The sequence below is a fragment of the Lysinibacillus sp. RS10 genome, from assembly GCF_041956855.1.
GTDB classification, from domain to species: Bacteria; Bacillota; Bacilli; order Bacillales_A; family Planococcaceae; genus Lysinibacillus; species Lysinibacillus xylanilyticus_A.
The window spans coordinates 4,523,893-4,544,249 of sequence record NZ_CP167122.1; the positions used below are offsets into that span (position 1 = coordinate 4,523,893).

The following is a 20,357-nucleotide window of genomic DNA, read 5'->3' on the forward strand; positions in this document are numbered from 1 at the left end:
TTTGTTCATTATCAAATATTTACAATTATATTCATAATGACTAATTCCCGATAATTAACTATAATATTAGTATATATAGATTACTCAAGGAGATCGAATAATCATGAGTCATATGCACAAATCATTTACGATTGATGAAAATTATTTAAATTCACTTCCTTTTCCTTCAATTGTCATAAATCAAGATGGACAAGTTATAATTTTAGGAAAACTTGCTGAACAGCTATTTGGTTTTTCAGCTACTGATACTAAAGAACTTACTGCTTCATTCATACATGAAAATTTACTACGCCAGCTTTCACCAGAGACGTTTAAAACAATTTTACAAAATGATGACAGCATGTATATAGATCCAATTCAAATGAACACGTATACCAATGAAAAAATTACGACAGAGCTGCTAACTAAACCATTTACTGAACAGGGAGAGCGTTTTATCCTTATAGTGTTTATGTTACCAGAATTAATGATTCATTCTGTCTCAAATAGCAGTACTCTCGTAGACTTAAAACAAGGCTTAGACTCGACATTTATGACAATAACACTTGATCATGATGGATTTATTTTAGAATGTAATGCTGAATTTTTAAAAACGAGTCAATGGACACCTAAGCGCGTTATCGGTAAAACGTTTTGGCAGCTATTCCCTAATAATGAAGTGAGCGAAAAGATCACAAATACTATCTGGCGTAATTTGAACAATGGCAACACGTGGCAAGGTGAAGTTGAAAAAATCACAAAAACGGGCCAGTCTTATTGGGTACTATTAACAGCTATCCCGACATTTAATCTTGAAGCAAACGAGCAACAATTTATTTTAATTGAAAAAGACATTACGAAGTCAAAGACAATACAACATCAGCTTGAAAAAATCGCTTATATTGATACAGAAACAGGCCTCATGAATGCACATCGACTCGAAAAAGAGATTTCCAGCATGATTGAAGAAGAAAGAAACTTCTCTTTTGTCTATTTAAGTATAGATAAATTTTATACGTTAAAAGAGTTACATGATCATCATATCGACCAAGGCCTTATTGTAGAGTTTACAAACCGTATAAAAATGTATTTCCAAGATAGCACAATGGCACGCATTAACGAAAATGATTTTGTCGTAATTACACCTTTAAGTGAATGGTTTATTCAGGGCTTCCTGTCTTATTTACAACACCATCCAATTTATAACAGTAATGTTGCTGTCCCTATTTCTATTAGTGGAGGAATTACACGTTATCCTGAGGATCAAGCTACATTCTCCCAACTAATGAAAGCATCAATTGCTACTATTACAACTGTTCGTCAAGCAGGTGGCGGTAAAATCGTCTCACTATCAAAAGCAACACACAAGGCATTAAATCGTAAAGCTTTAATTGAAAAACGTTTACTTCAGGCACTTGACCAAAAAAATCTAAAAGTCCTTTATCAGCCACAAATTGACGTTTATTCAGGTAAAATCACAGCTGTAGAAGCATTAGTTCGCTGGGAAGATGAAGTAATAGGCGTTGTCTCACCAGATGAGCTTATTCCAATTGCTGAGGAAACGGGTCTCATTAATAATATCGGTTCCTTTATGTTAGAAAAAGCTTGTGAACAGGCACTAATCTGGAAAAAAGCCGGTCTTGATTTAAAAGTATCCATTAACTCTTCTGTACGCGAATTTCGTGATAAAAACATGGCACAGTCAATACTTGAAATGTTAGCGAAAACGGGCTGTCCCGCAAGCCTTATTCAAATAGAAATTACAGAAAAATTTGCCCTAGAAGCAGAAGCCGCTACTTTTATTACACAACAAATGCATAAGCTTGAAAATGAAGGCATCTCCTTTGTACTAGATGATTTCGGTACCGGGTATGGCTCATTTAGATATATGCAAATTTTACCAATAGATACATTAAAAATTGATAAAGCATTTACTAGTGCTTTATTGAAATCTGAAAAAACACAAAAGCTAATTAACGGTATGATACAACTTGGTAAATCCATGGAACTTAAAGTCGTAGCAGAAGGTGTTGAAACTGCTGAACAAGCAGACCTTTTAATTACTTATGGTTGCGACGTTATTCAGGGTTACCATATTAGTAAACCAATTACGTCGGAAGAAGTTGAAGCATTACTCGTTAAATAGTTAATTTAAAGAAGGAGGTTACGATTAAGAACGTAACCTCCTTCTTCCTATTTATTTATCTTTCGCTTCGGCTTTTCTATCCGTTACTTTGGTTGGGTTTATCCGCCAAGCTCTCCCCCACATTTGCTGTAGAGCCTTACTTCTTATAGACCTTTCGGAATGTCGCTTTACTCGTACGAACAGAACGAAAAATAAGCTGCATAAATACTTCCGCGAACACAAGCCCCATAACGATTGCACCTGTAATTAAAAATGCCTTTAACCCATACTGTAGCCCCTGTAAATAATCATCCTCTACAACATTTCTCATTGCATTGTAAGCCATACCTCCCGGAACTAACGGGATAATACCACCAACAATAAAAATAATCATCGGCATTTTAAAGCGTCGAGCATACAAATGCGCAACAATGGCAATGACAAATGAGCTATAGAACGAGGCATTCACAATATCCATGCCATGTTCTGTTAGGACGAAATATATCATCCAGCCTATGACCCCAACAAAAACGCAATAAAGTAATACTTTTCTTGGTACATTAAATATAATTGCGATACCAGCAGTCGCAAAAAAACTAACAATCAACTGTATGATATAGTCCATGTCGTCTGCCTCCTAAAACGATAAAGTGACAGCAATAGCTGCACCGATGGCAAAAGCTGTTAAAAAAGCTTCCACTCCCTTTGCCATCCCCGATATAAAATGACCTGCCATTAAATCCCGAACTGCATTTGTAATTAATAAACCTGGTACGAGCGGCATAACGGAGCTAATGATAATTTTGTCTAATTCAACACCATAGCCACATTTCACGGCAAAAACAGCTATATATCCTATTGCTAATGAAGCAGTAAATTCTGAGAAAAATTTTACTTTTGTTAAATGATTTATCATCACAAGTACTAGGAAGCCTACCCCTCCGGCTAAAAACGCTACAGGAAAATCAGACCATCCTCCCTTAAACATTATAAGGAAAAAACCACTCGCAAGAGCCGCTGCTAAGACTTGTATATATGTTGGTAAAAAATAATTTGTTTTTTGTATCGACTTTAGCTCGTCATAAGCTTCTTCTAATGTTATCATGTGAGATGTGAGTCTCCGGGATACTGAATTTACCAAGGCTATTTTTTGTAAATCTGTAATTCTGTTGGAAATTGATACAATTCTCGTTGGCTGTGTCTTGCCTAACGAAAAAATGATTCCTGTTGGTGTGGCATAACATTGCGCATCCAGCATATTTTGAGAATGTGCCATGCGTAGCATCGTATCCTCGACACGGTATGTTTCTGCACCACTTTCAATCATAATGCGCCCTGCAAGCAATAAGCAGTCCAACGTAAATTCATTATCTGCTTCATGTAAAACCATTACAGCTATCTGCCTCCTTCAAAAGGTTCCTTGCCCATAGTATCGAACTGCAAATAAAAACTCAACTGAAAATTTTTAACTTTTAACAAAAACACTTTGGCTTTCATATGCTGAAATGTGTAAGTTGCTGAGTTATTTATTCATGAAGATCGGTTCCCTATTAATTGATTGCAAAACTTCGTAGATTCATATAACTTTTTCAATGACTAACACGTCTGATTTTATAGAAAAATAAATAAGGAGAGGAGCGTATCCATCAAAATGCCGGAACGCAGAAGAAGACGCGGCCAAAAAATTGATTTTCTATTAATCGGCCTCATCATTACATTATCTACTATTATTTTAGTCATTATCCTATCAAAGGATGATTTTAAGTTTCAAAAAATTAGTGCCTCAAAAGAGACAACTTCAGATTCAATAAAGAGTAATCTATCTACAGAAAGTTCTGCGTTTCCAGGTATACGTATTGTAACAGATGTTTCTAATGATAAGCGAACACCTTTTGCTATTCACTACCCAGAAACAGATAATGAAGCTTTTAACGACGCTGTATTACAGTACATAAAGGATTCAAAAGAAAACTATCTGGCATCTATGAAAAAAAATAAAGATAAAAAGGCTAAGGGCGAGCTTAATATTAGTCTGGAAACTTTCCCATATCAAAAGCATTACTATTCCTTTGTTCTAACAACAATGCTGTACACAGGCGGAGCCAATCATGAGGTTTCAACCAAAACATTCTTCATCAATAATGAAACTGGTGAATTAATTTCTATTCAAGCATTATTACACAACGATGAAAACAACTTATCGACGTTAGCAACTCATGTACGTAATGACTTACAACGAAACCCCCAGTTAAAAGATGAGCTTATCCAGGATGAGCTATTAAAGGTAACTGAACCGAAGTGGTCTAACTTCAATCGCTTTGCCATCGTTGATGATTCATTACAATTCTATTTTGATGAGTATGAGATTGCTAGCGGAGCAGCAGGTGCGCCAATTGTGAAGCTTCCCCTTTCACTTATTAATCCGTTGTTAGCCCCTGATTTCCAGATTGCCATGGAAAAACCGGCGAAACCAATTAATACAGGTGACCCTAATGCAAAACGTATTGCCTTAACTTTTGATGATGGCCCACATCCAAAAGTTACAGAACAAATTTTAGATACTCTTGATAAATATCATGCAAAGGCTACCTTCTTTATGCTTGGCAGTCGTGTACAATATTACCCTGATATTGCGAGAGACGTACTTGCACGTGGACACGAAATAGGTAATCATTCATGGAACCATCCTGTACTAACAAAACTGTCACTAGAGTCGGCAGTAAACCAATGCACATCTACAGTTGCGGAGATAGAGAAAGCCATTAATCAAAAGCCAACTGTATTTAGACCACCATACGGAGCAACAAATGATGCTATTAACGCTCAAATCCCTGTTCCTGTTGTCTTATGGACGATTGATACATTGGACTGGAAGCATCGCGATGCACAACAGTTACTACCGAATATCAAAAATAATTTACACAATAACGCGATCGTTTTAATGCATGATATTCATCAATCGACTGCCGACGGTCTTGATGCCGTACTTGCATATTTACAAGGGCAGGGCTATGAATTCGTGACAGTTTCAGAGATTCTTCCATATCGCCAATAACTAACTAAAGAAAAAGTCCAATAAACTCAAGGTTTAATATGGTACCTGTAGTTAGGACACTTGAAAAAGAGTGTGCTAACTGCAGGTATTTTTTATATACTAGACTTTCAAGATTAAAGGATGAACTAGAGGCTACTATGAGTAAAATTTTATTTTCACCAAAACAGGTACTACAACTTCAAAAAAATCCAAACGTACAACAGGTTAGCGAACGTACGATTACCTATACAGATACATTTAAGAGTCAATTCATTGATGAATACTTCGCAGGGAAAACACCGAGACAAATTTTTAAGGAATGTGGCTTTGATGAAGAGATAATCGGGATCAAACGTATTGAACAATCAGCCTTTCGTTGGCGAAAAGCATATGAAAAGAACGGTTTAATTGGTTTAACGGATACACGCAAATCTGGATCAGGTAGACCGATTAAACGTGAATTAACAGCGGCAGAAGTCATTGAAAGACAAGCTGCACGCATTCAACTATTAGAGGGGCAAGTAGATTTACTAAAAAAGCTCGAAGCGACAGAAAGGAGGCTGCTAAACGACAGCCAAAAACTAAGCACAAATAAGGTCTTTCAACTCATTTCAGATACGCTCACTCAGTTTCCATTTGAACGGATGGTGACGTATTTTTGTGACCTCTTAAAGGTTTCTCGCTCAGGCTATTATAGCTATTTACAGGCGAGTGATGCGCGAGCCGTGAGAGAACAGAAGGATTTAAAGGCACGCGATTTGATTTTAAAAGCCTTTGATCGTCGTGGTTATAAAAAAGGCTCTCGTTCGATTAAAATGACACTCGAGCAGGATTTTCAATGTGTTATGAGCCGTAAAAAAATCCAGCGTATTATGCGCAAGTACGGGATTGTCTGCCCGCATCGTAAACCGAATCCCTATAAACAAATGGCGAAAGCAACGAAGGAACATCGTGTTGTGCCAAATAAATTAAATCGTGAGTTTAAGCAAGGTATCCCTGGGAAAGTATTATTAACGGACATCAGCTATGTACCATATAACGGAAAGTGTATGGCTTATTTGTCGACGATAAAAGATGCCTCGACGAACGAAATTTTAGCGTACCATGTCTCAGACCGAATCACGCTCGAAATCGCTACGGAAACGATTGAAAAATTGATCAGTAATAAGCGCATTCAGCTTCATCCAGAGGCCTTTATCCATTCAGATCAAGGGGTTCACTATACAAGCCCACGCTATCAAACGCTCTTAAAAAAACATGGCCTAGGTCAATCGATGTCACGCCGAGGAAACTGTTGGGACAATGCACCACAGGAATCGTTTTTCGGTCATTTTAAAGACGAAGTAGACTTTAGCTCCTTGAAGACACTTGAGGAACTAAAAGCCAAAATCAATCACTACATGGTCTATTACAATAATTATCGTTATCAATGGAATCTAAAAAGGATGGCTCCTGTGCAATACAGAAACCATCTATTAGCTGCTTAATCTCTTTTTTTAGTTTGTCCTTGACTTGGGTACCACATTAGTTTATTGGACTTTCTTTTGTAAAAAAAATGGTCAAATAGAACGTTTAGTCATTTTAAAGAGGGTGATTTCCGTTCCAGGCTACTCGCTTTCCCACGGGAGTCGAGTAGCCTGGAACGGAAATCAACAATAGCGTAGAACTTTTATATATTTTTATACATTTAAAAGTGAACAGTATAGCTACGAATTATAATTTAACAGAATGATTTATACCTATGATGTGATTGTACATCTGTTGCTGTCGCTTCTTTAGCACTGTGCTTTCATACAAAACCTGTTGCTAGAGTTTCATATCACTATAAATCTGAGCGATATACCAGAAATCACATTCTATATATAGTGGAGACTGTGCGACTCCTTTGGGATCACAGCGTCACAAATGAGACCCTCGAGTGAGCAATTAGAGAAACGAAGGCTAAGAGCAAATGTTTTATCTGCGCGAAAGCGAAGCGTCAGCGGCATCACGTCCTGTGATAACGCCTTCGTGACTACTCGTGTCGGACCAATCGGCTCATCGGACGTCCCTAGGAAGCTTTGCTCTGTGCGAAAGCGAAGCGTCAGCGACAAATGTTTTATCTGCGCGAAAGTGAAGCGTCAGCGACAAAGCGCCCAGTCGGAACGGAAATCACCCCCTCGTTTTGCAGAAGAATCTTACTTCATTTAATATGGCACTTTAATCTCTCTGACCTAATAGTTTTTCAACAACATAAAAAGTCCAATAAACTCAATCTTGGGTTTATTGGACTTTCTCTTTATTTTATGGTTAATGTATCAAGTGGCTTAAAGTCTTTTAAGCTATAACTCTTCACTTCATTACGTGCAACTGTGTAAAGAGTGTCATCTATATAGACTACACGCTGTACAAGCTGTTCCCAATTTCCATACTGCTCGCCAGTGCTTTCGTTAATGATATTTCCTTTTAGCACGATGCCTTTATCTGCAGTAATTTCATAGATTTGTGCGCCTTGACCTTTGTAGACAATTTCATCGCCCTTCCCTGCCTCATAAAGGACGACTGGGAAACCATAGTAATTGTATTCCTTATTGCGGAATAACGCTTTAGGATTGTATTGAACATCCGAGTACGAGCCCTTACCACCGATTTTCACTGATGATTGTTCCTTTGGATTTTGGAAATCTGAAACATCAAACAATGACATTTTCATATTTGTTGTAACTGTAAAATTACGCTTCGAATTGGCATCATATCGTTGCTCTGTATCATAGCCAATGCCAATTAAATGCGTATCGTCTAATGGATGTAAATAGTTACTAAAGCCTGGAATCTTCAGTTCACCTAACACAGTTGGATTCTTCGGATTTGCTACATCAATCACAAACAGCGGATCGACTTGTTTAAAAGTTACCACATATGCTTTTTCACCCATAAAGCGTGCAGAATACACTTTTTCACCAGGAGCTAAATCTTTTACTGCACCAAGCTGTTGTAAATTTTTATCTAAAATAAATAGGTGGTTACGTGATATATTTTGTTCATCCCACATGTTCCCTTCCGTTGTAACGATGCGGAAATTGCCCTCATACTCATCCATTGAATATTGGTTTAACACGGATCCTTTTACTTTCGTAGTACCTACAAAATTCATGGCAGTTCCATCAATATTCCATTTAAAAACTTGTGTATCCGTTGTTCTCGGCATCCAGATCATATCCGTAATGCGACCAGCAGCAGGAACGGCTGGACTTCCATCATAAATTGGTGTTGTTAAATAAAGTGCATTCTCCGACATATAAAGCCCACTACTGCCACCTAAATATCCCTTAGTATTCGCAGTTGTCTTGGCACCATTTTTTAAATCTATAGCTGTAATCAAGCTATATGTTCCATCCATAGTATTTGGTAAAATAGAAATTTTCTCTAAAGGTAAGCTTTTGTACTCTTTACCTTCTAAACTATCAAATGTTTTCGGTTTTAAATCTGGCGCTTTTTGCTCTCGAAGCATCCAATAATTCGGATACATATTACCGATTAAATATAATGTGTCGTTTGTTATTCGAATATCCTGTAAATATCCCTCTTGCCCCACTTCACGTATAAACTTAGGATTCTTAGGATTTGAAATATCATACAAAGTAGCTGTCGACATACTTGTGCCTGCTTTTTCTAAATATTCATCTCCAATCGCTATTAATAAATTATTATATAATGCTAGCTTCGAAATATATTGTGATCCTTTCAGCTTGATTGTTGTTGCTAATTTTAAATTTTTCGGATCTTTCGCATCAACTACCGTAATACCTTGATCCTTTACAGCATAAATAAAGTCATCTTTAACAACAACAATGTCACCTTCCTCCACGCCCTCTACTTGATTATTTGTTGTGGAGGCATCGTTTGCACTCGCTTTATCCTCGCTGCTTGCCATTTCTACGCTTGTTTCATAGTCCAATTCTTTTTGTGAGTGGTTGGCTAAAAGTACTTCGAAATATTGTTGCAGCTCTTTTTCTGATTTTACCGCTTCTAGTTTTTCAATGATGGTAAATGGTATTACTTGTGAGGCTGCTTTAGTTCCGCTTAGAGCAAATGCTTCTTTATTCACATGTAATTTATAGCTACCAGGTGCCAAATCGCTAACGATCAGTGTCTTTTTATCGTCCTCCAATGTTATTGTTGCTAGCACCTTTTTATTTTTGCTATTTGTTACGTATACATTGGCATCCGTTATTTTGCTTTCCTTTATTGCCTCTGTAAAGGACACTTGCCAGCTATGCTTTGTCATACTCGCACTTGCAGTCTGTGCCTCCACTTTTGGGGGTACCATCAACGAAAAAGTTCCTGGCAAAATAGCTAGTACGGCGATGAGTAAAATGGCTATCCACTTATTTTTCATCATTTTTCCTTCCTTTCATAATGTTGTTTATTAATTAGACTACCAAAGAATAGAAAAGTTACACTATTCCGAATTTTTTTCGGTCAACACACTTGCTAATTAGACAAATTAATCCACTCTTTAGATTTGTTCTCATATTAAGGCTGATAGTGTTATTTAACTTTATCACTAGCATCAATACAAATATCCAAAAAAACGAGAAAATGTACAACTTTATATAAAATTGTACATTTTCTCATTTTAGGGCGTTATTAAATTCTTAAGTTGATGGATGTGGGGCAATACTCGAATATAGGAAATGGGATTAATCCTGTATAACCCCTACGACCTTTCCAATTGTAATAAAGGTGAAACACCATAAAAAAGCACCAATCGCAGCAAACGTAATATATGTTTTTAATTTCATTTTGCCAATTCCCGCAAAGTAACAGGTTACGTGTCTGAAACCGGGAATAAAGTACCCGAAAAGAAGTGTATACGGCCCGTATTTCTTCATCCACCTTTCTACTTTCATCATTCTCTTTTCTTTCAGTCCTATCCATTTTCCATATTTAGCTATTAAAGGACGACCAGCTTTTCTTCCGATTAGATAACTGATCATCATCCCTATAAGCGCTCCTGCAAAACTAACTAAAATAGCAAGTTCATAATTCAGGACATGAATATTTGTAAAATAACCGACAATTGTCATTAGGACTTCATCGGGTATCGGCAATCCAACGATTCCAAGAAGCAACATTAAAAAAATTGCTATATACCCATAAGATCCGATTAATTCTTGAATTGTTCCCATCTTTCCACCTCTGAATTTTCAACCGCAAGTCTTTTAAAATGTGGAAACTTAATCGTGCTCACCATCAAATAAGAAAGCACACATGTGCTTAATGCTAATACGATTGAGTTATTCATAAAACTTAATATAACAAGACATATTCCTGCGAATGGGATCGGCATTCCAATGAATGTCGGAGACTTGCTTTGAAGAACATTAAATCTTGATAGGCGAATTGCTCCACAAGTGCCATATGCCAGCGTACACAAAATCCCAATATACGGAATACTATACAATGCTACATTGTAAGCGAGCATAGCCGGAGCCACACCAAATGTGATCAAATCAGCGAAAGAATCAAGTTCCTTCCCAATATCCGAAACGGCATTTAGCTTACGTGCGACCATGCCGTCGAAAAAGTCAAGAAACATACCAACAAAAATGAAGACCGCTGCTGTATAGAAATCTTGAATAAACAAAGAGCGAATGGCAAGAAGTCCGCAAATAAAGTTTCCAATTGTAATCATACAGGGTATATATTTCACAGTATAATAAACCTCCAATTCATTCAAACCAACACAATGGATAAAAAACAGTCTTACAGCACACCTTGAAAAATAGAATTTTCATTTTTATAGCGACAGATACAGAAGAATCCCTCTGAAGGTGGTGAGATAAAGGCGAAATTGATTTCTCGACTTCTCCACAAACTGCTAATTATATCGTGAATGGTATTTAAGTAAACGATAATACTAGGTAAAACTTTTCGAGTTAGGGAGTTGTCCAGATCCACAAAGAGAATGACCACACGAACAAGGTTTTGATGTTCCGAAGGCTTCCTCCACTTTTCTAATTATTCCGCTAAGTTTTCTGTCAATTGTTTTTCTTTCCACACAAATGTAATACCGAGGCCAATAACCATAATAACAGCAGAGAAAAGATAAGGATAATGGACGTTTACGTCAAATAGTACTCCACCTAACATTGGCCCAATGATATTACCTAAGCTCGTATAGGTTGAGTTCATTCCAGCAATAAATCCTTGATCTTTACCGGCAGCTTTTGATAAAAATGTCGTCAATGCCGGACGAAGCAAGTCAAATGCAAGGAAGATAAGGCAAGTTACCACCAACACTGCCCAAAATCCAGAGATCACGGTGGACGCAACCGCCAATATTGCACCTGCAATTAAACATAATTGGATCAATTTCTTTTCACCGAGTTTATCTACCATTTTTCCAAACATAAATATTTGCACAATAACACCGAAGATTGCGCTTATCGTAATAATGGTTGCGATGTCCTTCGGCGTGAAGCCGAATTTATGATCAGAAAATAGGCTAAAAACAGTTTCATATGCAGACAAGCCGAAAGCGAGTACAAATACAATGATAAATGGAATGAAATAAAGTGGACTAAGTGATTTTTTTAAATCGTTTATAAAGCTTGTTTGCTTTGTTTTAGCAGAAATTTCTGCAAGCTGTTCCTTTGTAAGCGGCTCTTTTAAAATAAATATTGATAAAATGCACGCTACAAAGGCAATAGCTGCCGCAAAGAAGAAGGGCATGCGTATACCGTATTCTGCAATAAAGCCTCCAAAGCCAGGTCCTATAATAAAGCCAGTACTAATGGCGGCAGAAACATAGCCCATCGCTTTTGGTCGATCCTGAACGGATGTAATATCTGCAACATATGCAGTAACACCTGGTATAATAAAGGCGGCACTAATTCCCCCTAACATCCTTGATAGATAAAGCACCGATACATGCGTGCCCAAACCAAAGATAAGTTCTGAAATACCAAAAAGGAATAAACCGATTGTGATGATGTTTTTCCTGCCATAACGGTCAACCCAACGACCTGCGAGTGGTGACATAAGTAGTTGTGCCATCGCAAATACGGCAATAAGATACCCCATCGTTTTTCCTGATAATTGCATGCTATTCATAAATGACGGCATAACAGGAATGACAAGACCAATTCCGAGAAAAGCAATGAATACATTGCTTAGAAGTATAATTAATATCGACTTTTGTTCTTTAATTGTTTTCTTCATGTACCAACATCTCTTTCTATAAGAATCATTGATGTGAAATATCTCTAACTGTCTATGAGGCTTCTAATTTTTTACATAGAATGGGTTCCAAATTAATTTGTATTTTGTACAAATAAACGTTTCAATTGTTTACGGAATCGAATAATAGCTACAATTATAATAACGCCAAAAACAATCTCCCAGACATGCTGTCCCATCATACTAAAGACAGAATGCATTTTATCACCTAACCAGTAACCACCAAGTAAGAAGAACGATACCCAAAACAGAGCACCTGAATAAATTATTATTGCAAAACGACGAAATGATAAATTGATTATTCCTACAAAGTATCCAGTAAAATGACGTACACCTGGAATGAAGAATCCAATAAAAAGCAGGGAATATCCATATTTATCAAACCACATTTTCGTTAAATCAATTTTTCTCTGTGTTAAAAACACATACTTTCCATACTTTTGTACAAACGGCATACCTAGTTTATTACCTAGAAAATACTGAATCGTCATCCCAACACTTGTCCCAATAAACGATAGTATAATTAATATCAGTAAGTTTAAGTCTCCTGTATGTACTAAATACCCTGCATAAACTAATGTTGGCTCCCCTGGAAATGGAAAGGCGATATATTCTAACAGCAATCCAACTAATACAACATAGTATCCATACTGTTGAAATAATTCATAAATCCATTCCATGTCATCTCTCCAAAGGTTACTTTTTTCATCGTAGATCTCCCAATTTCTTAACAATCGTATTTGGTGTTTCCCATTTATCATGATCGAAATCTGAAATAGATACTTCAATATCTAAACGCTTTTGCAATTCTACTAATAAAGATACTGTATTGATATTTCTCATCCTATTTTGCAATTTAAAATTCCATCTGTAATTACTCCATAGCTTCTTTTACTAGTATTTTCAACATTTTTTCAAATTGTTCTATTTCCTCTGCGGTACATCTTTTTTTCAAATTCATAATTATATTATTCATATAATTATCATTAAGACTGTAATACTCCATAAATTTATCTGTTACTTGAAGGTAATATACACGTTTATCTTTTTCGTCATTGAATTTTGTAAGATATCCTTTTTTAATCAATTTGTTGATTCTATACGTGGCATTCGGCTGTGATATATTAAAAAACTCTGCTAGCTCGCTATATGTAGGCTTTTTTAAGAAATATACAACTTCAAGGCATGCCATTTCTACAGCACTTATATTTTCAATCTCTACTGTTTGACCGCGAGATGAATTTTTATAAAAATTCATAGCAAGTTTCATATACAAATCTTCAAAGAGTTCATTCAACACATTTATTTCTCCTTTCCACAATAAACTTAAAAATTTTTAATTAAAATATTTTAAGTTTATACTAAATCAAATAATCTTCATTGTCAATTGTTATAAAAAAACTAATTAAATACTGTAAAAAGGTTGATTGAAGAAGATTGAAGCGAGGTTCAGGTAATGAGCTCAGGTTAGCAAGTAGCTTGTAGCGGAAATCAGCCTCTTCGAATGTATGAAAATGGTTAATCAACACACCTGAAATCTATCAATATTAAAAAGTGACCTTGTTTTATCAAATATTGTTCAAAGAGAGGTCGTTTTCTTTATTTTAAATTCAATGTTTGTGAGGAACTTTAATCAAATTTCATTACAAACCTACAATAAGTAGTTACATGTCATTTTAAAGTTAAAATAAAAACAACCTAGCCTCCTCTCCTTAGAAAGGGGACCAAGTTGTTTTTCATTTGACATTTAGATCTGTGTATTCATGTGTTTAGAAAATAAACCTAATATAAAAAGTCTTGATAAGATGGTTACTCTTCAAATGGCCATCTCGGTAGCATTTTTGCTAGTGGCTTATCTTGACGTTTTCCTAATACATAATCCGCCTGCATAACTGTATGAATCTCACGCGTACCTTCATAGATCACTGGAGCTTTCGAGTTACGTAAATAACGAGCGACTGGGTATTCATCCGAATAACCATATGCACCATAAATTTGTACAGCATCATCTGCTGCTTTATTAGCAAAATCACAAGCCTGCCACTTTGCTAATGATGTCTCTCGTGTATTGCGTACCCCTTTGTTTTTCAACTCACCAACACGATATACAAGCAAGCGACTCATTTGATAGCCCGCTTCCATTTTGGCAATCATTTGCCCAACTAGCTGATGCTCTCCAATAGATTTTCCAAATGTTTCGCGTTCATGACAGTATTTCACGCTCGCCTCGATACATGCTTGAATGAGACCGACAGCACCTGCTGCTACTGTAAAACGACCATTATCTAGCGCAGACATGGCAATTTTAAAACCTTCTCCTTCTTCTCCTAGACGATTCTCTACAGGTATACGTAGATCTTCGAAAAAGAGCTCCCCAGTATTGCCAGCACGAATACCGTATTTGCCTTTAATGGCCTTCGATGTGAAGCCCGCCATGGATCGCTCTACGATAAAGGCGCTAATACCATGATGTTTCTTCGCTTTATCAGTGTAGGCAAAGACGATAAAGTGGTCAGCTATATCACATAAGGAAATCCATGTTTTTTGCCCATTTAAGACGTAGTCATCTCCATCACGTACAGCTGTGGTAGACATCGCCGCTACATCTGACCCTGCGCCAGGCTCTGTTAAACCAAACGCCCCAATCCGAACACCTTTCGCCTGCGGAACAAGGTATTGCTGTTTTTGAGCCTCTGTTCCCCATTGCATTAAGGTCATACTATTCAACCCTGTATGAACTGAAACAGCTGTGCGAAACGCTGTATCTCCACGTTCAAGTTCTTCACAGACAATGGCCAGCGCATTGTAATCCATGCCACTGCCACCGTATTGTTCAGGTACGCAAACCCCCATTAGTCCAAGGTCAGCAAGTCTTGACCAAATCTTCGGATCAAAGCCACCTTCAGTATCCCACTTCGCAATATGTGGAATGATTTCATCATCTACAAACTGCCGGACTGTTTTTCGTAGCATTTCTTGCTCAGTAGTAAATTCGAAATTCAAGACCAAGCACCTACCATTTCACGATCATTGTAGATTTATGAGAGGTTTCCTTTATAACAACACCTCGTTTTGCCATCTCTTCAATATAAGTATCACCTGGTACAATTGATTCAGGCGCAAATACACCGCGCTCTGTAATTTTATCTTCACCAATCATCTGTGCAACGACAGAAATTGTATTAGCTGTTGAACGAGCCATAGCTGTTTCATTAATCGTCATATCTTTACGCACAATCATTTCGTACTCATAAGTCACCTGCTGTTGTGCTTTTTCACCTGCTACAATAACACGCAGTAGTACTGCATCTTGTTTTGAACCAAGCTCAAGCTTCTTCTTAAGTGCCTCACGAACAACTGCACGCACAGGAACTTCCTGATCTTCTACCGCTACCTTATTACCAGCATCAAGGAATCCTAGGTCTGCTAATAGCTTAAATTTCTCTGCATGTCCCTTATAACGAATTGTTTTATATTCTAATGTGCTGACATTTGGGAATGTCTTATACAATGTCGATATGCCGCCAGATGTATAAAATGCCTCAAGCACACCAAAACCTTCGAAATAAATAGGTTCAACACCTGATAATGATGGAACTTCTTGAAGTTTGCCTTTTTGAATCGTCTTTGATGGCTCTGTATAATGATCAAAGACACCATCTAGAGAAAATACCCGTGTATAATGAAGAGGTGGCTTAGGCTCTGTAGGAATACCGCCAACAAAAAGTTTAATCGATTCTACCTCATCTAATTTCGAAGCACCATAACCCGCTAATATGTTGACCATACCTGGGGCAACACCCAAATCTGGAATAATCGTTACACCTTTTGCTTTTGCCTCTTCATTGAGATCTAATATTTTTTCCGTTACACCGCCAATATGACCACCTAAATCTACGGAATGAACACCCGCCTCAATGGCCGCTCTTGCTACACGCTCATTAAAGGAATAGAATAAAGCATTAACGACAACATCGCCTTTAGAGATGACCCCCATTAACGAGTCATCACGCTCCGCATGAAGCTCTACAACTTCAACCTTATCTGTATTTAACGAGTCCACAAAATCTTGCGCTATTTTTACGTCTATATCCCCTAAAAACACACGCTCTACTTTGCTATTTTTTATTAAATCACGAGCTACCTCTTTCCCCATTAAACCTGCACCTAATACAACAACTTTCATCAAGAACATCCCCTTTCATTGATCTGTTATTCTGTATCGATTTGTGCTCTTTGTAATTTACCGCTATAGTCTACATAAATACTTTTCCATTCTGTATAAACATCCAAAGCAGCAACACCTGAATCACGGTGACCATTCCCCGTACCCTTTGTGCCGCCAAATGGTAAATGGATTTCAGCACCCGTTGTGCCTGCATTCACATAAACAATACCTGTATCTAAATCTCGTTGTGCGCGGAAAATCGTATTAACATTTTGTGAGAAAATTGAACTTGATAAGCCAAATTTTACGCCATTGTTTACTTCGATTGCTTCATCCAAACTTGCTACTTCAATTAGCGAAACGACCGGACCAAAGATTTCTTCCTGTGCAATAATCATGTCAGGCTTCACATTAGTAAATAGCGTAGGCTCATAATAAAACCCTTTATCATAAGGAGGCTCAGATAAAATTCTACCTCCAGCTAATAATGTCGCCCCTTCCTGTTTGCCGATTTGCACATAGTGATTAATTTTTTCCAATGCGGCTTTATTAATGACAGGTCCGATTTTTACGCCTTCATCTAGGCCGTCTCCAATTGTTAGCTTTCGCATTTCTTCCAATAGACGTTTTTCTAATTCCTCTCTTACATCTTTATGCACGATAACACGACTACATGCCGTACACCTTTGACCAGCAGTGCCAAATGCACTCCATAAGATGCCTTCAGTAGCTAGCTGTAAATCGGCATCATCCATAACGATGACTGCATTTTTTCCACCCATCTCCAATGAAACCTTTTTCAGATGTTTACCACCTAGCTCTGCCACCTTACTGCCTGTTGTTGTAGAGCCGGTAAATGAAATGACCTTAACGTCAGGATGTTCAATTAATGCAGATCCTACTGTTGGGCCTGTACCAAAGACAATATTTGCTACTCCGCCTGGTAAGCCCACCTCTTCAAAAATTTTGCCCATTTCATACGCCATCATTGGTGTCTCATTAGACGGCTTCCAAATAAACGTATTACCCGCAACAATTGCAGGGAACGACTTCCATGTAGCAATGGCAACAGGGAAATTCCACGGAGTTATTAAACCAACAACTCCAATAGGTGCTCGTACACTCATAGCAAATTTATTGGCAAGCTCAGACGGTGTTGTTTCCCCAAACAACCTACGCCCCTCACCAGCCATATAATAAGCCATATCGATTCCTTCTTGTACTTCACCTCTAGCTTCTTCGATGACCTTTCCCATTTCTTTTGTTAAAACGGTCGCCAAATGCTCCTTCTTCTCTTTCATTCTTTGACCGATGGCATATAAATAGTCAGCACGTCTAGGCGCAGGTACTAATGCCCAGCTTTTTTGTACTTGCTTCGCAACTGCTACCGCTTCATCTACCTCACTTGCCGTAGAACGCGGTATTGTAGCTAGCTGCTCCCCATTTGCAGGGTTGGTCACTACTATACTTTGTAAATGTGAATGTGATGTTACCCATTCACCACCGATATAGTTTTTGATTTCCACTACAAACACCCCCTGAAATATCTATGATGCCTCTGCTCGTTGTTACCAGCCGCATCGCTTCGGACAGATATCATCTATTACAGAATGAAATGTGTCAAAATTCCGAATTTTCAATGGATGATAATCTATAAAGCTATACTTTCAGCTTAACAACATCGATGACAATCGCCAGAGGCTTTATTTTCTTTTAGCTAAACATAGATGAAGAGTCACTGATGGAATTCTTTTGTGAGCACTGGATATACAATCACAAAATTTTAGCTAAACGAAAATAAAATACACATTCTAGTTTTTTATATTCGACATTTCCTATCTTAATCCCTTTTTTTCTAAATTAATTAATTATACATTGAAACTAATGTGACTTATAATCGTATATATAACAAAATTACTTTTTTTGGAGGAATCCTATTATGAATAATCATGAAATTGACTACAAATTATATGGCGATGATATGCAATACGTGCAAGTTGAGCTTGATCCACAGGAAACAGTGGTAGCTGAAGCTGGCGCTTTAATGATGATGGATGATTCTATCCATATGGAAACAATCTTTGGTGACGGTTCACGCGGAAGCCAAGAAAATGGTCTTATGGGGAAATTATTTGGAGCTGGAAAACGCCTAATTACAGGTGAAAGTTTATTTATGACGACATTTACGAACGTTGGTTCAGGTAAACGTCATGTGTATTTTGCTTCTCCATACCCTGGTAAGATTATACCAATGGATTTAAGTCAATTAAACGGCAAAATTATTTGTCAAAAAGATGCGTTTTTAGCTGCCGCAAAAGGAGTTTCAGTTGGTATTGAATTCCAGAAAAAAATCGGTGCAGGGTTCTTCGGTGGTGAAGGCTTCATTATGCAAAAGCTAGAAGGAGATGGTATGGCTTTTGTACATGCAGGTGGAGCAATTCACGAAAAAACGTTACAACCTGGTGAAGTATTACGTGTGGATACAGGTTGCTTAGTTGCTATGACATCCGATGTAGATTACAATATCGAAATGGTTGGGGGCGTAAAAACTGCATTATTCGGTGGTGAAGGTATCTTCTTTGCGACTTTAAAGGGTCCAGGTAAAGTATGGATTCAATCATTACCATTTAGCCGTTTAGCAAGCCGTGTCTTCGCTGCGGCACCAATTTCACAAGGCGGTGGCGGTCAATCCAGAGGTGAAGGCGGCATCGGCGGTTTATTTGATATGTTTAATAAATAATAGACGCATTAGCCTTATTTTTAAAAGGAGCACATCTTTTTTCGATGTGCTCCTTTTATGTTGTTGTAAAGCTATTGTGTTAATGAAATTAAGGCGTCATATTTGTCATTAATCTATTCGATTCGATGGAGCCTTGCCCTGCCCAAATGCAGTAAGAGCCTTAACGTTCAGCGTCAGCATAGCCGTTCTAGTTTGAAGTGAGGCACTACCGATATGCGGAAGTGCTAAAACATTTGGAAGCGTTAATAATGGGTGATCCAACCCAATCGGTTCATGTTCAAACACATCTAGACCCGCTGCCCACAGCTTACCACTATTCAAAGTTTCATAAAGTGCATTCTCATCAATAATGCCACCACGTGATGCATTGATTAACACCGCGTCATCCTTCATTAAAGCAAGTTCCTCTGCTCCTATAAGTCCTACCGTATCATTATTATACGGCGTCATAATCACAACAAAATCCGATTGCTGTAAAAGATCCTCCAACGACACATACTGAAATCCATACATTTCCTCAGCCTCATGGCGACGTCTACGATTGTTATATAAAATTTTCATATCAAACCCTTTTGCTCGTCTTGCAACAGCCTGTCCAATTCGCCCCATGCCAATAATTCCTATAGTAGCTCCTGACACATCTTTACCTACTAATTGCATTGGATACCAGCTTTTCCATTTACCTTCACGTAAATATCGTTCGCTTTCTGGTATTCTACGAGCAGTCGCAAGCAATAATCCCATTACAAAATCAGCAGTGGTATTTGTTAAAACTCCTGGAGTATTTGTCGCCATTATTCCGCGCTTACGCAAAGCTTTAATATCAATATTATTAAATCCAACCGCTAAATTGGTCACGAGTTTTAAATTGGGTGCGTGTAATAATAACTCTTCATCGACTTGATCAGCAAGCGTTACCCACAATACATCACAATCCGCGACAGCTGCCAGTAGTTTTTCTCGCGGTATAACAATTTCCTCTTCCTCCCATTGCCCGATATCATAATACTCTTTTAACGGCTCAATTATATGCGTTGGGAACTTACGTGTAATAAATAATTTCTTTTTCATATTCCGAACACCCCTC

17 protein-coding genes and 1 pseudogene are annotated in these 20,357 nt (G+C 37.6%); 5 read left to right on the forward strand and 13 right to left on the reverse strand.

The window, feature by feature from the left end; genetic code table 11:
• Positions 1-103: 103 nt before the first annotated feature.
• The gene (locus ACB089_RS22665; RefSeq protein WP_374964031.1) at positions 104-2,125 is read left to right on the forward strand and encodes an EAL domain-containing protein; all 2,022 of its coding nucleotides are present in this window, start codon (positions 104-106) and stop codon (positions 2,123-2,125) included.
• Positions 2,126-2,261: 136 nt separating this feature from the next.
• On the opposite strand, the gene ACB089_RS22670 is transcribed toward ACB089_RS22665, so the two are convergent.
• Together ACB089_RS22670 and ACB089_RS22675 are read right to left on the reverse strand one after the other, a co-directional pair.
• Positions 2,262-2,729, reverse strand: a complete 468-nt coding sequence (locus tag ACB089_RS22670; protein ID WP_068985134.1) for a threonine/serine exporter family protein — start codon at positions 2,727-2,729, stop codon at positions 2,262-2,264.
• A 12-nt stretch (positions 2,730-2,741) separates the two neighbouring features.
• Entirely contained in the window at positions 2,742-3,494 is a 753-nt protein-coding gene (locus ACB089_RS22675; protein ID WP_368636017.1) for a threonine/serine exporter family protein, read from the reverse strand.
• A 261-nt stretch (positions 3,495-3,755) separates the two neighbouring features.
• Between ACB089_RS22675 and ACB089_RS22680 the strand changes: the two genes are divergently transcribed.
• The 3 genes from ACB089_RS22680 to ACB089_RS22690 all read left to right on the forward strand — a co-directional run bounded on the left by ACB089_RS22680 (position 3,756) and on the right by ACB089_RS22690 (position 7,328).
• Positions 3,756-5,159: a polysaccharide deacetylase family protein gene (locus ACB089_RS22680; RefSeq protein ID WP_374964032.1), complete on the forward strand. Its 1,404-nt coding sequence runs from the start codon at positions 3,756-3,758 to the stop codon at positions 5,157-5,159.
• A 137-nt stretch (positions 5,160-5,296) separates the two neighbouring features.
• Positions 5,297-6,625, forward strand: a complete 1,329-nt coding sequence (locus ACB089_RS22685) for an IS3 family transposase (protein WP_374964033.1) — start codon at positions 5,297-5,299, stop codon at positions 6,623-6,625.
• A gap of 418 nt (positions 6,626-7,043) precedes the next feature.
• Positions 7,044-7,328 (forward strand): hypothetical protein, encoded by a 285-nt coding sequence (locus tag ACB089_RS22690; RefSeq protein ID WP_374964034.1) that lies wholly within the window; start codon positions 7,044-7,046, stop codon positions 7,326-7,328.
• Positions 7,329-7,416: 88 nt separating this feature from the next.
• Here ACB089_RS22690 and ACB089_RS22695 read toward each other — a convergent pair whose 3' ends face one another.
• The 10 genes and pseudogenes from ACB089_RS22695 to ACB089_RS22740 all read right to left on the reverse strand — a co-directional run bounded on the left by ACB089_RS22695 (position 7,417) and on the right by ACB089_RS22740 (position 18,056).
• Positions 7,417-9,519: a beta-propeller domain-containing protein gene (locus ACB089_RS22695; RefSeq protein ID WP_374964035.1), complete on the reverse strand. Its 2,103-nt coding sequence runs from the start codon at positions 9,517-9,519 to the stop codon at positions 7,417-7,419.
• Between the two features lie 301 nt (positions 9,520-9,820).
• Entirely contained in the window at positions 9,821-10,309 is a 489-nt protein-coding gene (locus ACB089_RS22700) for a DedA family protein (RefSeq protein WP_374964036.1), read from the reverse strand.
• Positions 10,288-10,833, reverse strand: coding sequence for a CDP-diacylglycerol--serine O-phosphatidyltransferase (pssA, locus tag ACB089_RS22705; protein ID WP_374964037.1), 546 nt, complete (start codon positions 10,831-10,833; stop codon positions 10,288-10,290). The genes ACB089_RS22700 and pssA overlap by 22 nt, the downstream gene beginning before the upstream one ends.
• Before the next feature lie 308 nt (positions 10,834-11,141).
• Complete coding sequence (locus ACB089_RS22710; RefSeq protein ID WP_374964038.1) at positions 11,142-12,344, reverse strand: MFS transporter; 1,203 nt, start codon at positions 12,342-12,344, stop codon at positions 11,142-11,144.
• A gap of 92 nt (positions 12,345-12,436) precedes the next feature.
• Complete coding sequence (locus ACB089_RS22715) at positions 12,437-13,042, reverse strand: DedA family protein (RefSeq protein WP_374964039.1); 606 nt, start codon at positions 13,040-13,042, stop codon at positions 12,437-12,439.
• Positions 13,043-13,067: 25 nt separating this feature from the next.
• A pseudogene (dltC, locus tag ACB089_RS22720) lies at positions 13,068-13,199 on the reverse strand (D-alanine--poly(phosphoribitol) ligase subunit 2); the annotation flags it as partial.
• A 37-nt stretch (positions 13,200-13,236) separates the two neighbouring features.
• Positions 13,237-13,662: a MarR family transcriptional regulator gene (locus tag ACB089_RS22725; RefSeq protein WP_083227035.1), complete on the reverse strand. Its 426-nt coding sequence runs from the start codon at positions 13,660-13,662 to the stop codon at positions 13,237-13,239.
• Between the two features lie 509 nt (positions 13,663-14,171).
• Positions 14,172-15,365 carry an acyl-CoA dehydrogenase family protein gene (locus ACB089_RS22730; RefSeq protein ID WP_223554520.1) on the reverse strand — a complete coding sequence of 398 codons (1,194 nt, stop codon included), beginning with the start codon at positions 15,363-15,365 and terminating at the stop codon, positions 14,172-14,174.
• A 10-nt stretch (positions 15,366-15,375) separates the two neighbouring features.
• Complete coding sequence (locus tag ACB089_RS22735; protein ID WP_374964040.1) at positions 15,376-16,548, reverse strand: saccharopine dehydrogenase family protein; 1,173 nt, start codon at positions 16,546-16,548, stop codon at positions 15,376-15,378.
• Between the two features lie 26 nt (positions 16,549-16,574).
• On the reverse strand, positions 16,575-18,056 hold the full coding sequence (locus ACB089_RS22740; RefSeq protein WP_374964041.1) for an aldehyde dehydrogenase family protein: 1,482 nt from the start codon (positions 18,054-18,056) through the stop codon (positions 16,575-16,577).
• A 413-nt stretch (positions 18,057-18,469) separates the two neighbouring features.
• Here ACB089_RS22740 and ACB089_RS22745 point away from each other — a divergent pair, with 413 nt between their 5' ends.
• Positions 18,470-19,270: a TIGR00266 family protein gene (locus tag ACB089_RS22745; RefSeq protein WP_374964042.1), complete on the forward strand. Its 801-nt coding sequence runs from the start codon at positions 18,470-18,472 to the stop codon at positions 19,268-19,270.
• 108 nt (positions 19,271-19,378) lie between these two features.
• Here the strand turns inward: ACB089_RS22745 and ACB089_RS22750 are convergent, their stop codons facing one another.
• Entirely contained in the window at positions 19,379-20,341 is a 963-nt protein-coding gene (locus ACB089_RS22750) for a 2-hydroxyacid dehydrogenase (RefSeq protein WP_374964043.1), read from the reverse strand.
• Between the last annotated feature and the right edge of the window lie 16 nt (positions 20,342-20,357).